The 18,782-nt window shown below is 65.4% G+C and carries 12 protein-coding genes and 1 pseudogene; 2 read left to right on the top strand and 11 right to left on the bottom strand.

Annotated features, from left to right (window positions below):
- Positions 1 to 30: 30 nt before the first annotated feature.
- The 7 genes from ACOCMM_RS10665 to ACOCMM_RS10635 form a co-directional block, all read right to left on the bottom strand.
- Entirely contained in the window at positions 31 to 7,653 is a 7,623-nt protein-coding gene (locus ACOCMM_RS10665; protein ID WP_419553137.1) for a S8 family serine peptidase, read from the bottom strand.
- Positions 7,650 to 8,477 carry a hypothetical protein gene (locus ACOCMM_RS10660; RefSeq protein ID WP_419553136.1) on the bottom strand — a complete coding sequence of 276 codons (828 nt, stop codon included), beginning with the start codon at positions 8,475 to 8,477 and terminating at the stop codon, positions 7,650 to 7,652. Before ACOCMM_RS10660 ends, ACOCMM_RS10665 begins: the two co-directional genes overlap by 4 nt.
- A 64-nt stretch (positions 8,478 to 8,541) precedes the next feature.
- Positions 8,542 to 10,059 (bottom strand): glycoside hydrolase family 3 protein, encoded by a 1,518-nt coding sequence (locus ACOCMM_RS10655; RefSeq protein ID WP_419553135.1) that lies wholly within the window; start codon positions 10,057 to 10,059, stop codon positions 8,542 to 8,544.
- A 68-nt stretch (positions 10,060 to 10,127) separates the two neighbouring features.
- Positions 10,128 to 12,080: a thioredoxin-like domain-containing protein gene (locus ACOCMM_RS10650; RefSeq protein WP_419553134.1), complete on the bottom strand. Its 1,953-nt coding sequence runs from the start codon at positions 12,078 to 12,080 to the stop codon at positions 10,128 to 10,130.
- Between the two features lie 278 nt (positions 12,081 to 12,358).
- On the bottom strand, positions 12,359 to 12,868 hold the full coding sequence (locus tag ACOCMM_RS10645) for a CoA-binding protein (RefSeq protein ID WP_419553133.1): 510 nt from the start codon (positions 12,866 to 12,868) through the stop codon (positions 12,359 to 12,361).
- Positions 12,865 to 14,154 carry an O-acetylhomoserine aminocarboxypropyltransferase/cysteine synthase family protein gene (locus ACOCMM_RS10640; protein ID WP_419553132.1) on the bottom strand — a complete coding sequence of 430 codons (1,290 nt, stop codon included), beginning with the start codon at positions 14,152 to 14,154 and terminating at the stop codon, positions 12,865 to 12,867. Before ACOCMM_RS10640 ends, ACOCMM_RS10645 begins: the two co-directional genes overlap by 4 nt.
- Positions 14,155 to 14,226: 72 nt before the next feature.
- The gene (locus ACOCMM_RS10635; RefSeq protein WP_419553131.1) at positions 14,227 to 14,481 is read right to left on the bottom strand and encodes a DUF6457 domain-containing protein; all 255 of its coding nucleotides are present in this window, start codon (positions 14,479 to 14,481) and stop codon (positions 14,227 to 14,229) included.
- A gap of 178 nt (positions 14,482 to 14,659) precedes the next feature.
- Here ACOCMM_RS10635 and ACOCMM_RS10630 point away from each other — a divergent pair, with 178 nt between their 5' ends.
- Entirely contained in the window at positions 14,660 to 15,349 is a 690-nt protein-coding gene (locus tag ACOCMM_RS10630; RefSeq protein WP_419553130.1) for a TIGR02453 family protein, read from the top strand.
- 46 nt (positions 15,350 to 15,395) lie between these two features.
- On the opposite strand, the gene ACOCMM_RS10625 is transcribed toward ACOCMM_RS10630, so the two are convergent.
- The 4 genes and pseudogenes from ACOCMM_RS10625 to ACOCMM_RS10610 all read right to left on the bottom strand — a co-directional run.
- Positions 15,396 to 15,698 carry a DUF2442 domain-containing protein gene (locus tag ACOCMM_RS10625; protein WP_419553129.1) on the bottom strand — a complete coding sequence of 101 codons (303 nt, stop codon included), beginning with the start codon at positions 15,696 to 15,698 and terminating at the stop codon, positions 15,396 to 15,398.
- Complete coding sequence (locus ACOCMM_RS10620; protein WP_419553128.1) at positions 15,649 to 16,401, bottom strand: alpha-ketoglutarate-dependent dioxygenase AlkB; 753 nt, start codon at positions 16,399 to 16,401, stop codon at positions 15,649 to 15,651. Before ACOCMM_RS10620 ends, ACOCMM_RS10625 begins: the two co-directional genes overlap by 50 nt.
- 132 nt (positions 16,402 to 16,533) lie before the next feature.
- Positions 16,534 to 17,532, bottom strand: coding sequence for an ABC transporter permease (locus tag ACOCMM_RS10615; RefSeq protein ID WP_419553127.1), 999 nt, complete (start codon positions 17,530 to 17,532; stop codon positions 16,534 to 16,536).
- A pseudogene (locus ACOCMM_RS10610) lies at positions 17,525 to 18,292 on the bottom strand (ABC transporter permease); the annotation flags it as partial. The pseudogene ACOCMM_RS10610 and the gene ACOCMM_RS10615, both read right to left, overlap by 8 nt.
- On the opposite strand from ACOCMM_RS10610, the gene ACOCMM_RS10605 reads away from it, so the two are divergent.
- On the top strand, positions 18,252 to 18,734 hold the full coding sequence (locus ACOCMM_RS10605) for an SDR family oxidoreductase (protein WP_419553126.1): 483 nt from the start codon (positions 18,252 to 18,254) through the stop codon (positions 18,732 to 18,734). The pseudogene ACOCMM_RS10610 and the gene ACOCMM_RS10605 overlap by 41 nt on opposite strands.
- Positions 18,735 to 18,782 lie beyond the last annotated feature (48 nt).

The raw sequence follows: 18,782 nt of genomic DNA, 5'->3' as shown, positions 1-18,782 counted from the left end.
TTGAACATGGTCAGCGCAGTAGTCCTGTGCTCAGAGACTTGCGAGGATGCGGCGTGCGGCGCGGGCGGCGGTGTCGGTGCGGGTGCTGCCGGTGATGCGCCGCACGTCGGCACCGTCGGGCGCAGTCTCGGTGATCGCGGTCCGCACGTCGTCGGCGACTGCTGCGCGGCCGCCCACGATGATGACCCGGCCGGGCCGGTAGTCGCGGATCAGCGCTGCGGTCGCGTCGGACAGCGCCCGCGGTTCGGTGTAGGCAACCGCAGCATTCTCCGTCGCGGCTGCCAACGCTGCGGCGACCCCGACATCGGGTGCGGACCAGCCGTTCGCGATCACCAAAGACACCCCGTCGGGGGCTGCAGCTGGGTTGGCCAGCACCCGCCGTGCGGCCTGCGCGGCAGTGTCGATGCGGTCGTCGCCGGTCAGACGCGACACGCTGGCGCCGCTGGCCGCTGTTGCGATCGCGTCGTGCACGCTCGGTGCAATCGCCCCGACGCCCCCGATCAGGATCACTCGCGCGACCTGGTAGTCGCGCAGCAGCGCCGCCGACGCTTCGGGCAGCGCGGCGTCCTCGGTGTAGATCACCGCCGAACGGCCGCTGCGCGCAGCCAGCGCCGCAGCCGCGCCGATGTCGGGCGGCGACCAGCCGTTGGCCACCACCAGTGTCACCCGGCCCGCTGCTGTGGGCGTGCCCAAAATGCGACGCGCCGTACCCGCCGCCGTGTCGGCGCGATCCGCCCCCGAGACGCGCGAGATGTCCGAATCGGGTGATGCGGCGCGGATCTGGGTGCGGACATCACGCGACACCGCAGCGTTGCCGCCCACGATGACCACTTCGGCAGGCAGCGTCTCGCGCAACAGCACCCGCGTCTGTTCGGACAGCTCGTCACCCGCGGTATAGACCACCACCGCGCCAGAAGAACGCGCCGCGAGCACCGACGCCACCCCCACATCAGCCGCACTCCACCCATTGGCCACCACAAACATCGCAACACCCACATCAAAATCGCCACCACCACCGCCGACGCCGCTGCTGCCGGAGGCGCTGCTGCCGCCGGAGGCGCTGCTGCCACCTCCCGAGCCGGAACCACCGCCGCTGCCACTCGTACCGCCGGGATCACCCGAGCCTGCGAGCCTTGGCGGCACCGGCACTGAGTTGATCGATACCTCCTCTAGCACCTTGTCAGGCGCCAGAGTCGGGTCGTCAGAGCTGTGGACGTCCTTGTACGCGACACGCACCCGCAGCCAATGGCCCGCATCGGCAGCGACGGGACTGTAGGTCGACGTCGTCGCCCCGCCGATGAGCTCCCAACTGTTCTCATCGTGCCGGTTCATAGAACGCCACCAGCTCCATACATGGCCCGACTCCCCGCCGTCAGGCTCCGACAGGACCGCTATCAGCGTCGAGCCCACAACGGGCAGCCGATCCAACAGCCAGAGCGTCCCGGGCTCATCGACGTCGGTGACCGTCACCGTCACCGCCAAGGTGCCGTCGTCTGGGTCGTCGTTAGCGCCGTCGAACGCTCGCACGATCACCGCATAGTCGTTGCGGCCATTCGAATCGGCAGGCTGCTCATAATCAGGCGGCTCGACGAAGCGGAGTCTGCCGAGATCGTCGATGTCGAAGTCCCCACTGTCCGCTCCTTCCAGCGACCACGTGACCGCCACGCCCTCAGGATCGACCCCCAAGAACTCGCCGACAACTCCGCCGGGCCCCTCCTGCCACAAGATGCTCGTCTGGCCGCTTTGGATGTCGCGGACGCACCCACTGCTTCGGCAACTGACCACCGGCGCCTCGTCCACATCGATCACCCACACCGTCACCCGGTATTGGGCGCTCAACTGCCGCTCGTCCTCGGCCACGACCACGACCTCATAGCCGCGGTCCCCGTCGTCATCACCCGGCATTTCGTAGTCCGGCTGACTGCCCGGCCTGAAACTCAGCACACCAGAGTCCTCGTCGATCCGGAGGCGGCCCGCATCTTCACCCTCCAGGCGCCACGTGACAGCCTCGTCTTCGGGGTCGTCCGCTGTGTACGTAGCGACAGCATCGGTGCTGTCCTCGTCATACCCGTGCGTCTTGGATCCTGAGATCACCGGCGCCTCGTTCACGTCGGTCACCGAGATCTCCACTTGCTGGGTGTCGGTCTCGCCCGAAGGGTCACGAACAGTCACCACCACCACATACGACGACCCCGTCTCGTGGTCCAACGCCACGCCTTCTCGGGTCAGCAGCTGACCTGAACCCGGGTCGATGTCGAACCGTGCGTCGACGACAGGTCGCAGCGAATACGTCAGGTACCCCTGATCGGCAACGTCGGAATCGGTCGCCGCCACCCGCGCCCCGATGAGGGTCCTCGCTGGAGAGTTCTCCGGGACCTCCCGGGTGATCGTTCCCGTGTCGGGGAATACCGGCGCCACATTGCTGGCCGGGGCAGCGAGCACGACTTCGGGGAACCCGAAACCCGCCTGCTTATCGGGGTTCTGCCCGACCGGCGGGCCCTCGGGGTCGCGATAGGACACCGATACTCGCAAATAGAGCCCCACATCGGCAACGACCGGGGTGTACGACGAGGAAACAGCGCCGCTGATGACCGCCCACAACGACCGAGACTCCGAGCGTTCCCACATCCACGTGCTGTCGCTCACAGCGCCGTCGGGATCCGTCAACTGCACCGACAGTGGAGTTCCGACTTGGGGCCGCGAGGAAGAGGAATCGGCAAGCTCCAGCTCGCCGGGCTCGTCCACGTTGGTCACCGACACGGTCAAGTCCCGCTCAGCTTCCTTCGACCCAGCAGTAGCCACCACGGTCACCACATAAGAATTGTTCCGCCCCGAATCGACCGGCGCCTCGAAATCCGGCGGCGGGTCGAACTCCACGACTGCGGTGTGGATGGACCCGATCCTGGCGGTGGACCCGATCCTAAAATCGTCCCCGTCAGGGCCCTCCAGCGCCCAGCTCACGAGGTCGCCCTCTGGGTCTTCAGCCATATAGATGAATGTGCCGCTGTCGCCCTCCGAGATGGACCCACCGACAGGACCCGAGGTGATCACCGGCGGTTCGTCGACATTCGTGACCGTGACCGTCACATCGAACGTGTCATCGACCGACGTGTCAGGGTTGCCCAGGGCGTCGTTGCCGTCCGATGCCTCGACCGTGACCCGATACGTGTAGCCGCGCGCCGCCTCGTGATCAGGCGGGCTAGCCGACTGGGCGAACCGCAGCACCCCGCCCGAGCTGACCTCGAAGAACCCCCGATCCGCGCCCGACAACGACCACGACACCCGTTCGTGCTCCTCCGGGTCGTTCGCGCGGTAATCGGCGACGACGCCGGTGCTGTTCTCGGGATAATTCCTGGCCGACAGCCCGCTGATCACGGGAGGCTCGTTCACCCCCCGAACCTCCACGACAACCGGCAGCGACACCAAATTGGCGCCGTCGGAAGCCTCGACATTGACGTTGTAGATGTTGTTGCCGCCCCGGTCCGATGGCGAAGTGCTGCGCCGATCGGTCGGCATCTCGAAATCCGGCGGGTCCTTGAACGTCAACACCCCGCCGAAGACGTCGAAATCGAGCCGGTCCGCACCCGACAGGGTCCACCCGATGCTGTCGCCCTCCGGGTCATCCACACTGAACGACAGGCCAGTCGCGATGCCGTTCTCATCCACCGCCGCCATCTCGCCGCTGTCAGCGGTGAGCGTCGGCTGCTCGTTCACATCGGTAACGGTCACCATTACATCGAAGGTGGCCCTGTGGAGCCCGTCGGAGACCACGATCTGGATCTCGTAGACGTTGTCGCCATCCTCATCGAGAGGATCCTCAAAGTCGGGCCTGACGTGGTCTGGATCCTGCAGGAAGCCGATCGGCGCAAGCCCATTGAGGTACGTCGACGCTGGGCTGATGAAGAACTCCCCTTCGTCGGGCCCTTCGAGGCCGAATCTGACGTCCACGCCCTCGGGGTCGGTCAACGTGTAGCTGCCGATGTTCGTCTGCGTGCCCTCGGCAACCTCGATGGCGTCGGGGCCCTCGATGACGGGCGGCTCGTTGGTGTCGATGACCTCGACCGTCACCGTGACGGTGTCGTCGATGGCCATGTCCGCCGTGCCGTCGTCAGCCTTGCCGTCAGTGACCGAGACCGTGACGGTGTAGGTCTCGCGGCTCTCGAAATCCGGGTCAAACGCCGTCGTGAGCTGCCCCGTTGAACTGTCGAGCACGAACGAGGCCGCGTCGGCACCGCCGAGGCTGTAGGTCAACGGTTCGCTTGACGAGTCGCTTTCGGCATCGGAAGCCGCGATCGCCGCATCGACCTCGGCGCCCGAGCCGATGTTCTCGTCGATCTTGCGAGCAGTGCTCTCGCCGTCGATGAAGAACGGCTGGCTGTTGGATGTGCCGGGCGTTCCCGACGCCGTGGCCGACCAAGCGCCGGCACGACCGCCGACCGCCCGCACCTGCACGTCGATGCGCACGCCATCGGTCAGGTTCGAGATCGTGTGACTGCGGCTGGAGGCGTTGTCCATTCCGGTGATGACCGTCCAATTGCCATCGGAACGGTCTGCGGCGTCGCTGAGAATATGGCGTATGTCGTAGCTGGCGATGTCCGACGCGCCGGTGTCGTCAGGCTCGTCCCAGGCGACGGTGAGCGAACCCGACCCGGGCTGCACGTACCGCAGCGGCACCGGGCCGGGCGACTGGCGGTGGCCGTACACCTTCAAGTCCCACGAACGCACGACGTTGACCAAGCCGCCGGGAACCCGGTCGGACACAGTCAGCGTCCATGTGCCGCGAGGATCCTCGCCCAAATGCCGTGCTGAGCCGAACCGGAACGCACCCGTCAGCGAGCAGGTCGCCGTTCCTTGGCAGTCTGCCGAATTCGGCTCCGTCAGCACCGATGTCGCGCCCGACGGCGACACCAAATCGATGTTCAGGTCACGGAAGCGCGATGCATTGAAATCGATGTTGATCTCGACGAACTCCACGAAGTCCACATCGCCGCCGAGATCCACAGTGCCGGTAGCGGTGCCGTTCGTGCTGGCAATTCTCCGGCGCGTTGCGTCGGCGGCGGTCGCGGTGAGCATGTCGGCCACGTTGATCCAGTTCTGGGCCAGCGTCACGGCGGCCGAGGCATCCACCACGCCGAAGCCGTACTGGTGGTTGAAGCTGTAGCAGTCACCGGCGGTGCTGCAATCCGACGCCGCCGAGCCGTACTTGCGGGCACCGGCCTCCCAACCTGAATCGGTCGGGTCGTTCTTGCGGGCTGACGCAGCGAGAATCAGCTTCACGTCGCGCCACGTCAGCGTCCGATTGGCCTCTCGGACCAAAGCGGCAACACCCGACACGATCGGCGCTGCGGCGCTGGTGCCGCCGAAGGAGTCCCGGTAACGGCCGTAGGGCCGCGTCGTCGTGATGCCCGGGTGGCGCTTGGGAATGCTGTCCGACGGCGCGCACACCCACAGGTTCGGACCCCGCTCGGAATAGCGGGACCGTTCGCCTTGGTGATCGACGGCACATGCTGCGATCACGCCGTGGTACGTGACAGCCTCCTCCAGCGAGGCGTAGTCGCCGTTGTCGTCGCCATTGCCCGCGGCCCACACGTAGACGACGCCCTTGCCGTCGTCCCCCTCGGTCACGCCTGCATCGATCGCCATCTCCCAGAGCCGAGTGGCCCGGCTCGCACGAGGGCTGTCCGGTACCCCGTAGCTGTGGTTGGACACCGATGTGGTCTGGCGGTCCCGCGCCACCGCATCGGCCGCTTTGAACCTGCTGTATGCGCCCAGCAGGTCATACCCGTAGATCGTTGCGCGCGGCGCGACGCCACGTACGCCGCCGCTGTCGTCACGCGCTGCGATGACTCCGGCCACCGCAGTGCCATGACCACTCTTGTCGGCGAACACGTCTTGTATGGATCGGTAGCTGTGGTTCTTGTCTGTGTCGACGTTGTCGAGCAAGTCCTCGTGCAGATAGTCGAGGCCTGCGTCGACGACCTTCACGTTGATCCCCGAGCCCGTGGCGATGTCCCAGACGCTGCCGAGCACGGCATCGTCGATGTTGATGTCTTCGCCCGCCGTGCCGCCGAACTGTCCGTCGTTGTCGAGGTGCCACTGGCACCCATACAGCGGGTCGGCAATGTCAGCAGGGGTCGAGGTGCGAGCCTCCGAGCAGATGTCCGCCAGTCGTTCGTAGCCTGCGTCGGGGCGCAGCAGCACCAGGTACTCCCCGGTGTCGCCCGGCTGGTCGCCGTCGACCTCGAGGTAGTACGTACCGGCCTCGAGCGTGCCGAAGATCGCGAACGTGTAGATAGTCCCCGAGGAGCCTCCGAGGGCTACCTGGTAGCTGTTGACGCTCAGCGCCTGGCCGGCCGAGTTCAGCACAGTGGCCTCCATGGGCGCCTCGCCTGCACCGACGAGGGCTACCCGCGTCGACCTGTGGAGCGTGAACGTGAAATAGTCGCTGGCCGAGTCGACTGTCCCGCCGGCAGTCGTGCTGATGCCGATCTCGGCCGCTGTCGACCTGGAATTGCCGGGCTCGGGCGACCCGTAAACGTACAGGTAGTACAACCCGGCCGCGTCGTACCGAAACGGCTCGACGCGGATGTAGTACGTGCCCGCGGCCAGTGCCGCCCTGAGTGCGAATTGCCCGCGATTCGGCTCGAGCCATGCGTCGTCGTTGGAAGCGACGACGTTGCCGTCGGCGTCGAGGATCGCCCCGACGGTGTCGGCGACAAAGCCGCTTGCACGTGCGGTGATCGTGGTCGCGGTTGCCAGTTCGAGCTTGAAGAAGTCGACATCGCCCGGCTCGATGAAACTGGTCGCCCCGGTACTGTGCATGACCGCCGCCGAGACGCTGTCGAGTTCGATGTTTTCCGCATCGCTCAAGCTGGTGGTATCGGCGAAGGTTTGCAGGTACAGCGTGTAGTCGCCGGTGGCGTCGCCGACACCGGTGACCTCGAGGTAGTACGTACCGGCGGACAGCTTGCCGTCGAGCTTGAAGTTCAGCGGCCCGCTCGTGAGGTTCGAATCGTCGTTGAAAGCAATGGGGACGATGGTGCTGCCGCGATAGAGCGTCCCGTAGGTGTCGGTGTCGCCTGTGGTCAGAATGAAGTACTCCCGCTCATCGCTGATCGAGAACTGGAACCAGTCGTAGTCGCTGCTCGAATCGAGTACGCCGCGTACCGGCAACTCGTTCACGATGGCAGTCGCATTCTCACGGGACGAACTCGGATCGGTCGGCGTTGCTGTCTCGGTGCTCGACCAGTCGCCTTCGCTGGTCGTCACTGCACGAACCTGGATGTCGTAGGACGTGTCGTTGACAAGGCCGGTCACGATGACGCGCAGGCTGCCCGCTTCCCACGCAGGGTCGAGCACAGTCCAGTTGGCATCGTCGGCTTTGTCCGCTGCGCTCGAACTCGAATCAATAAGGCGGATGTCATAGGAACTGATGCCGGTGACACCAGCCGGGGCGCTCCACGCGACGGTGAGTGCCTCATCACCGGGACCCACCGCGGTGATCGTGGGTGCGGCGGGCGGCGTCTGCGCCAGCGCGTCATCGCCCGTCAGCACCGGCAACGCGAGCGTTCCTGCGAGCAGGAACACCACCAGCGCCGACCGACCCAGGCGCTCAGCTCCCGAACGAGGCGCCAGTCTCTGGATGCTGATCACCTGGTGACGAGCTCGGTCCACCAATTCGGGCTCGACAGCACCACGCCGTCCTGGGTCGCAAGCGAATTGGCCAGATTCAGCGACGGGAAGCCCGGCTCGGTCTCGACAAAATAGCCATTGTCGATGTAGTCCAATTCGGTCACGCTGCTGTAGCCGATCCCGTTGCGCTCGAAGAACGCATCGACGGTCTCGTAGTCCCAGATCGGATTGAGCGCGAGCAGAACACCGCCCGGCAGCGCCATCAGCTCGCCCGACGACGACCAGAACACCGGACCGCCCTTCGGCTCAACGGATTCGGTGGCCTCGCCGCGCCCCTCGACGCCGCTGCCGGTGCCGACGACGATGTCCTGCCGGGTGATGCCATCGCCGTCGGATTGGACGACAAGGCTCGAATCGAGCCACACCTCGAGGGTGCGATCACCGTCCTGCCACGTGTACATCTGGCCCGGTGCCGGCTCTAGTGGCCCCGGCGGCGAATCCTTCTCGGCTGCTGCGAACACCTCGTCGGCGAGTTCCGCTTCGGGTGTCACAAGCGGCGCTGCGGCGGACTTCGCCCGCACTTCGGGCACGGTTGCGGGATCGACCGGTTCGAGCACCGGCAGTTCTGCTGGCAGTACCGCCGCGGGCTCGCCAACAGAGCCACCTAGGGCCGCCTGCGGGCCACCGGCCTCCGCTGGCGCTCCGGCTCGAACGATGGCGTCGCGCTCATGGCTGTCCAGGAATCCCGTGGCCCCCAGGCCCCAGTAGGCAAGCCCGGCGAGCCCACCGATGAGAGCGAAAATGGTCGCTGCTCGTGCCGCCGTGTTCGCGCCAACTGCATGCATCTAGCTCATACTAGATATGCACGAGACGGGATCAACGCATTATGGGACCCGCTTGGTCGACAGATTACCGGCCGACGAGTGTCGGATCGTACAGCACCGGCCTGCCAAGACCGTCGCGACCGACCAACGTGCATGCAAAAACGCCCTTTGCACGCAGCACGTTGGTAGCTGCATCATCGAGACGCTCGAGGCTGAGTCGGCCCTCGGCGACCGCCGCCTCGATCTCGGAAAATGCGGCGGCAGCATCCTCAAGATCGCCGACAAGCGCAAGATCTGCGCCGGCGGTGATCGCCAGCAGTGCAGCTTCGCTCACCGACCACTGGCTGCGGATTGCGCCCATGACCAGCGAGTCGGTCACGACCAGCCCGCTATGACCCAGCTCGTCGCGCAGCAGGCCGTTGATCGCCGCTGGCGACAGGGACGCCGGCATCCCGCCGGTCAGTCCGGGGACGTTGAGATGTCCCACCATGACAGCCGCATCTGTTGCCCCGACGACGGCTGCGAAGGGAATCAGGTCGCGCTGGCGCAGCTCAGAGAGCGGCGCGGTGGATGCGAGTTCCTCGTGAGTGTCCGCAGTCGCCCCGCCGTGACCTGGGAAGTGCTTCACGACGGGAACCACTCCCCCGGCACTGAGGCCTTCGACGGTGGCCATGCCATAGTCGGTGACCGTGGCGGGATCGTTGCCGAATGACCGATCCCCGATGCCTTCCCCGGCGCCGACATCGATGACCGGTGCAAAATTCATGGTGAAGCCCAGCGCTGCCATCTTGCGGGCGTGACTGGCCGCCTGGTCGGTTACCTCAGCCGGGGACTTGCCGGTCTGCGCAGCCGCTGAGGGCAACCGACCCACTACGCCGGCGAGTCGTTGCACTCGGCCGCCCTCCTCGTCGACGGCGAAGATCAGCGGGATACGGTCAGCGAAGTCCTGCAGCTCGGCAATACGGCGCCAGACATGCTCGGTGACAGGGCCCTGGAGCAGGATGCCGCCGATGCGACGGTCACGTGCTTCTTCGACGGCGAAACCAAGCGAGCGCTCACCCAGCGCCGTCATGATCGTCTGTCCGACCCGGACCGGCAGCGACAGCTCTGCTGTGCACCATTGATCGACATCGGTCCACCACGCCCCCGAGAGCAGCTGGCGAACCCCGACACCCGAGAGCCAACCCAACGGTCGTTCCTCACCGGTGAGCACGGTCGGTCCCGGATCGCCGACCGCTACCTCGCTGTTGTCAGCGAGCTGCAACCACACGCCAAGCGCCCCGGGCGCACCGAGGCGCGCACCGACGACATGGGTATGGATCGGGGGCTGATCCCCGACAATCGGCAGGATGGTGGTGCCGATGGGCTCGATCGAGCCGTCGGCGTCGATCACCCAGTAGCCCACGCCGCCCGGTCCCCGCAGCACTGACACGATCCGGGACGCCGCTGGCGCCCCGTCTGACCCAGGGATCTCCTGTTCGGGCGCCACCGTGACCAGCGGCGGCAATTCGGAATCGCTGCTGGACTGCGCTGCGGCACCCGGCGGCGCAGTCAGCCAACTGACCACGCTGACCAGCACTGCGAGGCCGAGCGCTGCCCGCACCGAACGTGATGGCGGCTGCCGCCGAGATGCGGGCAGCGGTTGGCCCGGCGCGCTGATGCCGCAACGCGTCATTGCGACGACAGGCGTTGATCCAGCTCCTCGGCCGACAGCAGCTGATGCGGCAACTCGACACTGCTGGCGCCGTCGGGATCCACGTCGATCGGTGCGGTGAAGTTCACATCGCGGATAAGGCAGAACGTCTCGTCCTCAGCCGGGCAGTAGAACACGACAGCGGTGGCGCTGAGCACGGCTGTACCCGAGTCTGCTTCTACTGTGGCGGCGAGCCGCACAGGCATCTCCGGACCCCGGGCCTCGTAGCGAGCACTCCCTTGCGGATGGACCAACGCAGTGTCGTCTGGTGACCATTCGAACTCGAACAGTCCCTCGACATTGAACTTGTAGCCCTCGGGCACCGTGAGTTCGAGCACGATCTCGATGGGCCCTGGCGCGACTCGCTGTGGCAACAGCACTACCTCGTCGTCGATCACGCCGGTGGCCGTCACCGTGGCGATCTCCAGGTTCGACAGCGCCAAGGTGGTCAACTCTCCCGTCGCAAGATCGAGCATTCGTATGCGGTGGTTGTTGGTATCGGCCACGTACAGCGTGTCCGAGGTAGCGCTGAGACCGCTCGGCTCGGCCAGTTGGGTTTGGGTCCCGCTGCCGTCCCGCAGCCCTGCCGTCCCGTCGCCCGCGACGACTGTCGAAGTCATCGTGTCGAGGTCCAGCACCTTGATGCGATGGTTGTACGTGTCTGCGACATAGAGCAGGCCCTGCCCGGGAGCGTCGCCGACGTACTCGATGCCGATGGCGTGCTGCAGGAGCGTCTCTTCAAAGCTCCCGACCTCGTCCCCCCACACAAAGAGGTGTCGGCCAACAAGTGTGTCGAGCTGGCCTTCTGGGCCGAATGAGACCTCCCTCACCGCGCTTGCTTCGGGATCGGTGAAGTAGAGCGAGGCCTCGTCCGAAGCCAGCCCTGATGGCTGCGAGAGGGTGGCCGTCAGCCGGTAGCCGTCGTCGAGACCTTCAGCCCCGGTGCCGGCGAAGAAGTCGAGTGCGCCCCGCGTCAAGTTGAGCAACCAGATCTGGTGGCGTCCAGCACCAGCGATGTACAGAAGATCGCCTCGCAGATGCAGGTCCCATGGCGACGCTATGGCCGTTGCGGTTGCGGGGCCGGGCCCAAAGGCGGTGACGGGTTCACCGGTCCCGGCCACCGTGGTCACCTGGCGAGTACCCAAGTCGGCAGCCCGGATGAGATGGTTCTCACGGTCCGCGATGTAGAGCGTGCTGCGGTCGGCATCCAGGGCCATGCCCTGCGGCCTTCGGAACGTGGCCGCGGCGAACCCGCCGTCGGCTCGGCCTTCTCCCCCTGTGCCGATCACATCGATGAGCTCGCCGTCAAGCTTCGCTACGAGGATCCTGTGGCGTCCTGTGTCGGCGATGAAGAGCCGGTCACCCGCTTCATCGGCAAGCACCTTGCCAGGGAAGCTGAGCACTGTCGGCAACGCGGGAGTGATGTTGAGCAGTTCGCCGAGCGGAGTGGGGTCGATCAGCCCGTTGTGGCCATACTCGGCGGCCATCGTGGCGATGACCGGTTTCAGACGGTCGTAGACCCCTTCGCCGGCGACCGTGCCGACCACCTTGCCCGTAGGGTCGACGACTGCCACGGTCGGCCAGGCGTTCACGCCGTAGGCAGTCCGCAGCAGCTCCAAGTTGTCGTTCACGATGGGGTGCTGGCGGCCGTACCGGATCGATGCCTCGCGCACAGCCTCGGACGTGCGCTCGGTGTCGAACTTCGCCCAGTGCACGGCGACAACGACGATCTCGTCGGGGTGCTCGCGCTCAAGTCGATGGAGGTCGGGGATGATGTGGATGCAGTTGATGCAGCCCTGGGTCCAGAAATCGAGGATGACGATCTTGCCACGCAAATCGCCGCTCATCGACAGCGGCCTGCTGACGTTGAACCAGTCGTAACCGGCTGGGAATTCCGGCGCGGCAACGTTTCCCTCGAACGTCAGCGGCACTGGCCCGGCCTCGGTGGTTGTCGTCGCTGCAGTTGCCGAATCCGCCTCTTCACCCGGGGTGCCTGTTGCCGGCTGAGAAGTGCTCGTGCTGCTCTCGGCAACCTCGGTCGTCGCGGTCGTTGGTTCACCGGCCTCCTGGGAGGCACAGGCACTTGCAAGCAGCAGCGCCGCGACAGCCGCGGCGGTCCAGCGCCGCGCCGACCTGCGTTGGGCCCAGCGGTGTCGAGGTGAGCTGCGGGGCCTGCGAGCGACGCCTCCGGTGGCGTCCCGCATCGCCTTTAGGCCCTGCGAACAGCGCGGCGCGAGTCCACCACGCCGGTGTCAAAGCCGGCGCGATGCAGGCCACCGTGAAACCGGGCGTGCTCGATCTTGAGACAGCGGTCCATCACGACGTCGAGACCCGCGTCATGGGCCAGCTTGGCGGCCTCCGAGCTCCACAGGCCGAGCTGCACCCAGAAGGCCTTGGCGCCGATCTCGACAGTCTCGGCCGCCACACCTGGCAGATCAGCCGGCCGGCGGAACACGTCGACGAGATCGGGCACCACCGGCAGGTCGGCAAGGCTCGGGTAACACGGCTTGCCCAAGATCTCATCGGCCACCGGGTTGACGAAATACATGTCAAAGTCGGTGCTGGAGCTGAGCAGGTAGGTCGCGACGAAGTTCGACGGCCGTGCCGGATTCGCCGAAACGCCGACCATCGCCACGGTGCCGGTGCGCCCGATGAGCGCCAGCCGCTCGGCAGCGCTGGGCTCGGTCCAGCCCTCGACCGGCTCATGGACAATCGTCATGCGGGCACCGCCTTCGCGAGGGCTTGGTCCAGATCCCAGAGGATGTCGTCGAGGTCTTCGAGGCCGATCGACAGCCGGATCATGTCGGCGCCGACGCCTCCGGCTGCCAGTGCTTCTTCGGACAGTTGCTGATGTGTAGTGGAGGCTGGATGGATGACCAGCGTGCGTGCATCGCCGACGTTCGCCAGGTGGCTGACCATCTGCAATGCCTCGATGAAGTCGGCACCTGCTTGGCGCCCGCCCTTCACGCCGAAGGTGAAGATGGCGCCGGGTCCCTGGGGCATGTACTTGCGTGCAAGTTCCCAGTAGGGGGAGGACGCCAGGCCCGAGTAGCTGATCCAGCTCACGGCGGGGTGGGCTTCGAGGTGCTCGGCAACGGCCTGCGCGTTGGCGACGTGCTCGTCCATGCGCTGGGGCAGCGTCTCGAGACCCTGCAGCAACAGGAATGCATTAAGCGGTGACATGGCAGCGCCGATGTCACGAAGCTGCTCGACCCGCAGCTTCGTGCAGAAGGCGTACTCGCCGAAGTTCTCCCAGAAGCGCAGATCGTTGTAGCTCGCCACCGGTTCGGTCATGTTGGGGAACCGCCCGCTGCCCCAGTCAAAGCGGCCTGATTCGCTCACCACTCCGCCGATCGAGTTGCCGTGCCCGCCGATGAACTTCGTCGCCGAATGCAGCACGATGTCGGCCCCGTGCTCCATGGGCCTGCACAGGTACGGCGTGGCAAACGTGGAGTCGACCACCAGGGGAAGGCCATGGGCGTGCGCAACCCCGGCGATCGCAGCCAGATCAGGAATGGATCCCGACGGGTTGCCGACGATCTCCGTGTAACAGAATTTGGTGCGGTCATCGATGGCGGCGGCGTACGCATCGACGCTGTCGCCATCGACGAATCGAGCCTCGATTCCGAAGCGTCCCAGCGTCACGTCGAACATCGTGTGGGTGCCGCCGTAGAGCGCCGACGAGGTGACCAGGTTGTCCCCGGACTCGCACAGCGCCGCTGCGGTAAGGAACTCCGCGGACATTCCCGATGCGGCGGCGACGGCCCCGATGGCGCCTTCGAGACTTGCGATCCGTTCCTCGAACGCATTGACGGTGGGGTTCGAGATGCGGGTGTAGATCGTGCCGTATTTCTGGAGGGCAAACAGATCTGCAGCGTCGGCAGTGTCCTCGAACACAAAGCTCGTGGACTGGTAGACGGGAACCGCGCGGGCTCCTGTGGCTGGATCGGGACGGCCGCCCGCGTGCAGGGCGCGTGTGCGGAACCCGAACTGGTGATCGCTCATCGGACGCAGCCTACGACGGGCTCGGAGCCCAGTGAGTTCGCCCGATCCACGGTTTGGCTGAGCGAGGCCAGTTCAGCGAGGTCGACCGGCGGCATACAGACGGGCACGTTCGAGCGCCTCAGCAGGCTCGACAGCGGCCACGCCCGCCATCCAGCAGGCAATCGGTGCAGCGATCCGCTCCGAATCGTGCGCTGCGACACCAGCGAGGTTCAGGAGTGCTTCGGTGACTTCGAGGCCGGGCGCAGGTGCTCCGATCGCCTCGGCAAAGCCCGCCAGCCACTGCTGTGCTGTCGTACCCGGCTCTTCAGAACCCGTCTCGTCGCTCATGACCCCAGCGTACGTATGGCAAGTCGAGACGCTCCAGCGACCACGCCAAGCACACCAGGCCGACCACACCGGGCGATCACACCATGCCAGCCACACCAAGCCGGCCGCATCGGGTCTGTGGCATGGGCTCGCTACGGTGCACCTCGACCGGGCGGCACCGACCGCAGAAGGGACAGCGATGAGCGATGACGAGGGCATCTTTGGACCGGAGCTGTACGAGTTCTTGGAAGAACTCGAGGCCAACAACAACCGAGAGTGGTTCAACGAGAACCGCGAGCGATACGAGGAGGAGGTGCGTGAACCCGCCTTCGACCTCATCCGTGCAGTTCGGCCGCTTCTCGCCGAGATCTCCCAGCACATGACCGCTCGCGACACCAAGGTGGGTGGCTCGCTCATGCGCGTGTTCCGTGACACGCGCTTCTCGGCCGACAAGACGCCCTACAAGACCAACGTGGGCATCCAGTTCCGGCATCGGCGCGCCAACGACGTTCACGCTCCCGGCTTCTACGTGCACCTGTCCACCGAGAGCTGCTTCTTCGGCGCCGGCAGCTGGATGCCCGACCGGGATGCGCTGGCTGCCTACCGGGTCGCTATCGACGAGCGCCCTGAGAAGTGGATCGCCGCCCGGGACACCTGCCAGTCCGATGGCTGGCGGATGGAGGGCGACCGGCTCAAGCGTGCGCCGAGGGACTGGTCCATCGATCACCCCATGATCTCCGATCTCAAGCGCAAGAGCTTCATCACCGTGCGTGACTTCGACCCCGACCTGGCACTCAAACCCGAATTCTCGTCGGTGATCACCGCGTGGTGTTCCGAGACACGGCCGCTCATGGCCTTCCTCTGCGGGGCAGTGGGACTCGACTTCTGACCCACCAAAGTGCATCCGTATGACGATTCCGTAGAACCGGCAAAGCTCAGGCATTCACATCGACAGCGTGGGCCCCGGAAAGATACTCGTGTGCGGGAATGCCGGTGAGCCGCAGATAGAGCGCATCGAGGCACACATCGATGTCATCGCCCCAACAGATTGCGCGTGCGTCGCCAATCCGAACCGACTCGAACACCGACCGATCGGACCAGGCCGCGAATACACCGCGGCCCGCAAGATCAGAGAGGTCGACCTCCCCCTTGACGCCGTCAGAGAATCGGAGCCAGATGCGGCAACCGTCACACGCTCGCACCTCGACCGGGCGCACGAGATCCGTCGCGCTGCTCATCAAAATTGAGGCTACCTGCGAGGGCTCTACGAGTCTGATCGGGGACTTCGCGCGTCAAACGACCGCCCCGGGATGCGCGGAATGTGGCGCTCATTCGCGGCGGAGCGACGGCAGCTTTGGGGACCGAGTGCTCCCACGACTGCTGGCACGCGCCGCCCATCACCAGCAGATCTCCCGACGCCAGCGTGAAGGCACGGCTGCGACCGCCGCCCTTGGGCCGCAGCAGGAAGCGACGGGGGCCGCCGAGCGAGACGATGGCGACCAGCGAATCGGCCGGGTCGAGGCCGATGCGGTCGCTGTGCCACGCCACCGAGTCGCGGCCGTCGCGGTAGTAGTTCACCCAGACCGAGTTCAGGTCCTCGCAGTATCGCTCGCCCAGGGCGGCAGCCATCGAATTCACGATTGCCGGTGACCCCTTAGCCGGGTACTTCAGTTGGGCGCCGAGTCGAGGCTCATCGACCATCTGGCCGTACATGGGGCGCTGCGCGGCAGTCCAGCGAAGCCGTGAGGCCAGTTCCACGAGGAGTTCGTCGGCCCCGCTGAGCCAGTGTGATGAGACATCGAGCCAGCTGCGATCGTCCAGCACATGACGCTCATAGTCGGCGCCGGCGTTCAGCACGGGTGATCCCGCGGCGAACAGGTCGGTCTGGTAGTCAGCGACCCCGGGCGTGTCGGGTGGTGTGGCTGTCCGATTCCAGCCCATGGATTGGAACCGTATCAAACGCGCGTTCGCTGCGCACGCTTGTTCGCTCGCCCTAACTCGGCTCCGTCGCCACGGTGCCGGTGCGCTGGACCTGGATTTCTAGATCAGCAGCCTGACCGTTGATGTTCGGGCCTACCCCTTTGAGCGGAGCTTGGGGTCAAGAGCGTCGCGCATTCCGTCGCCGATGAACGTCACGCTGATCACGGTGATCGAGATCATGATGCCAGGCCAGAGCACCCGCCACATGTTGATTGACAAGTAGTCCTTGGCGTCGAACAAGAGCCGGCCCCACGTCGGGAAGTCGGCCGGGAAGCCGAGGCCCAGGAACGACAGCGCCGACTCGGTGAGGATGGCATAGGCAACGCCGAGCGATGCGGCGACCGTGACCGGGCTGAGCACGTTGGGAAGGATGTGCCGGGTCACGATCTTGCGCGACTTGGTACCGATCGAGCGGGCCGCCAGGACGAATTCTTCTTCCTTGATTGCGAGCACGTCGCCGCGCACGATGCGCGCCGTCTGCATCCAGTTGGTGGCACCGATGACGACGACGACCAACAAGAAGATGCCGAGGTTGGGGCCAAAGCGGTCCTTGAGGTCGTCGCGGAACAGCACCAGGATCACGAGCAGCAAGGGCAGCAGCGGAAGCGACAGGAACAGATCGGTCAGCCGCATGAGCGGACCGTCCATCCACCGGAAGAATCCGGCGAAAAGACCGATGGCCGTTCCGACGAAGACCGCAACCAACATGGCGGTGACGCCGATCAGAAGTGAGATGCGTCCACCCACGAGCACTCGGGCCATCACATCACGACCGAGGTTGTCGGTGCCCATCATGTGTGCCCAGGAAGGGCCCTGATTGGCACTGCTCACATCGATTGCGAAGGGATCCAAGGGGTACACGAACGGCCCGATGAAGACGGCCACGAGGACGATGGCCAAGATGACGAGGCCGATGACGGCACCACGGTGACGCCGAAACTGACGCCACACATCGGCACGGAGCGAGCGATATTCGGGCAGGTCCGCGGGGTCTGTGGGTCCGCTGGCTCCGTTGCCGAGACGATGGTCCGTTCTGAGCTCGAGCGGATCAGTGGCCGAGGAACCGACCGCCTCATCTGGCATCTCAGTCATAACGAATCCGGGGGTCGAGAAGGCCGTAGATCACATCGGCGACCAGGTTGAACACCACGGTCAGGAACGCCGTGAAGAAGGTGATCGTCTGCACCATCGGCAGATCACCGTTTCCGATCGAGACAATCAGGAGCTGACCAATACCGTTTATTCGGAACACGGTTTCGGTGATGATCGCACCACCGATCACGTTCGGCATCGACAGCGCAAGCAGGGTGACCACCGGGATCAGGCTGTTGCGCATGACGTGTCGGTTGACGACGATCGTCTCGCTCAGCCCCTTTGAGCGGGCGGTGCGCACGTAGTCCTGGTTCAGATTGTCGAGGGTCGATGCCCGGGTGAACCGGGCGAACACCCCGGCGAACAAGAACGACAGCACCGTCACGGGGAGGAACAATTGTTTTATCTGGATCCAGATGCTCGACCAACTCGTCAACTGAACATCGTGGGTCGTGTCGTAGAACGATGGGAACCATTTGAGTTTGACGCTGAAGATCACGATGGCCAGCAAGCCGGTGAAATACACCGGAGTCGACAAGCCGATCATCGAGACCAGCGTGCCGGCATTGTCGAACAGCGAGTACTGGCGGTAGGCGGAGTAGATACCGACGAGGATGGCGAGCATCACACCGAAGAAGAGGCCGAGGCCGCTGACCCACAGGGTCTGTGGGAGCCGCTGGTAGACCGTGTCGAGCGCCGGTCCCCGAGATGACCACGAGATGATGCGGTCTCGGGCGTCGCAGTCACCGAAGCAGGTGCCGGTGATCTGCAATGCCTCCATTGCAGGCATGGGCGTCGGGTTCGGGCCCACGCTCTACAGCATCGGCAAAGCCGCTGTCATCCTGCTGACTCGATGCACAGCGATAGAGCTTGCGGAATTCGGCGTACGGGTGAATTGCATCTCGCCGGGCGGCATCCTGACGCCCATAGTCATCGGCGGGCACAAGGATCACGGCATGACGGACGAGGACGCCGAACGCGCCTTGAGCCGCATGAGCGATTACTTCGAGGAGACATACGCCCTGAAGCGGGCAGGTACGCCCGAAGACATCGCGTACGCCGCCGTGTATCTGGCATCCGACGAAAGTCCCCATACCACCGGAGAGAATCTTGTCGTCGATACCGGGATCAGGCTGGGCAGGAGCGCGCAGCAGCAGGCGGAAAGAGGTGCCGCCATTCAGAAGGCGATCTCCGGCGCTTAGAGCGTCATGTATGTCAAGTCCGCTGGGGCAGTGCCCGATCGGCCGTAC

Source organism: Candidatus Poriferisodalis sp. (assembly GCF_965198245.1).
Lineage (GTDB): Bacteria > Actinomycetota > Acidimicrobiia > Acidimicrobiales > Poriferisodalaceae > Poriferisodalis.
Note: the sequence above shows the minus strand (reverse complement) of the source record. Positions and strands in the feature narration are given on the sequence as shown.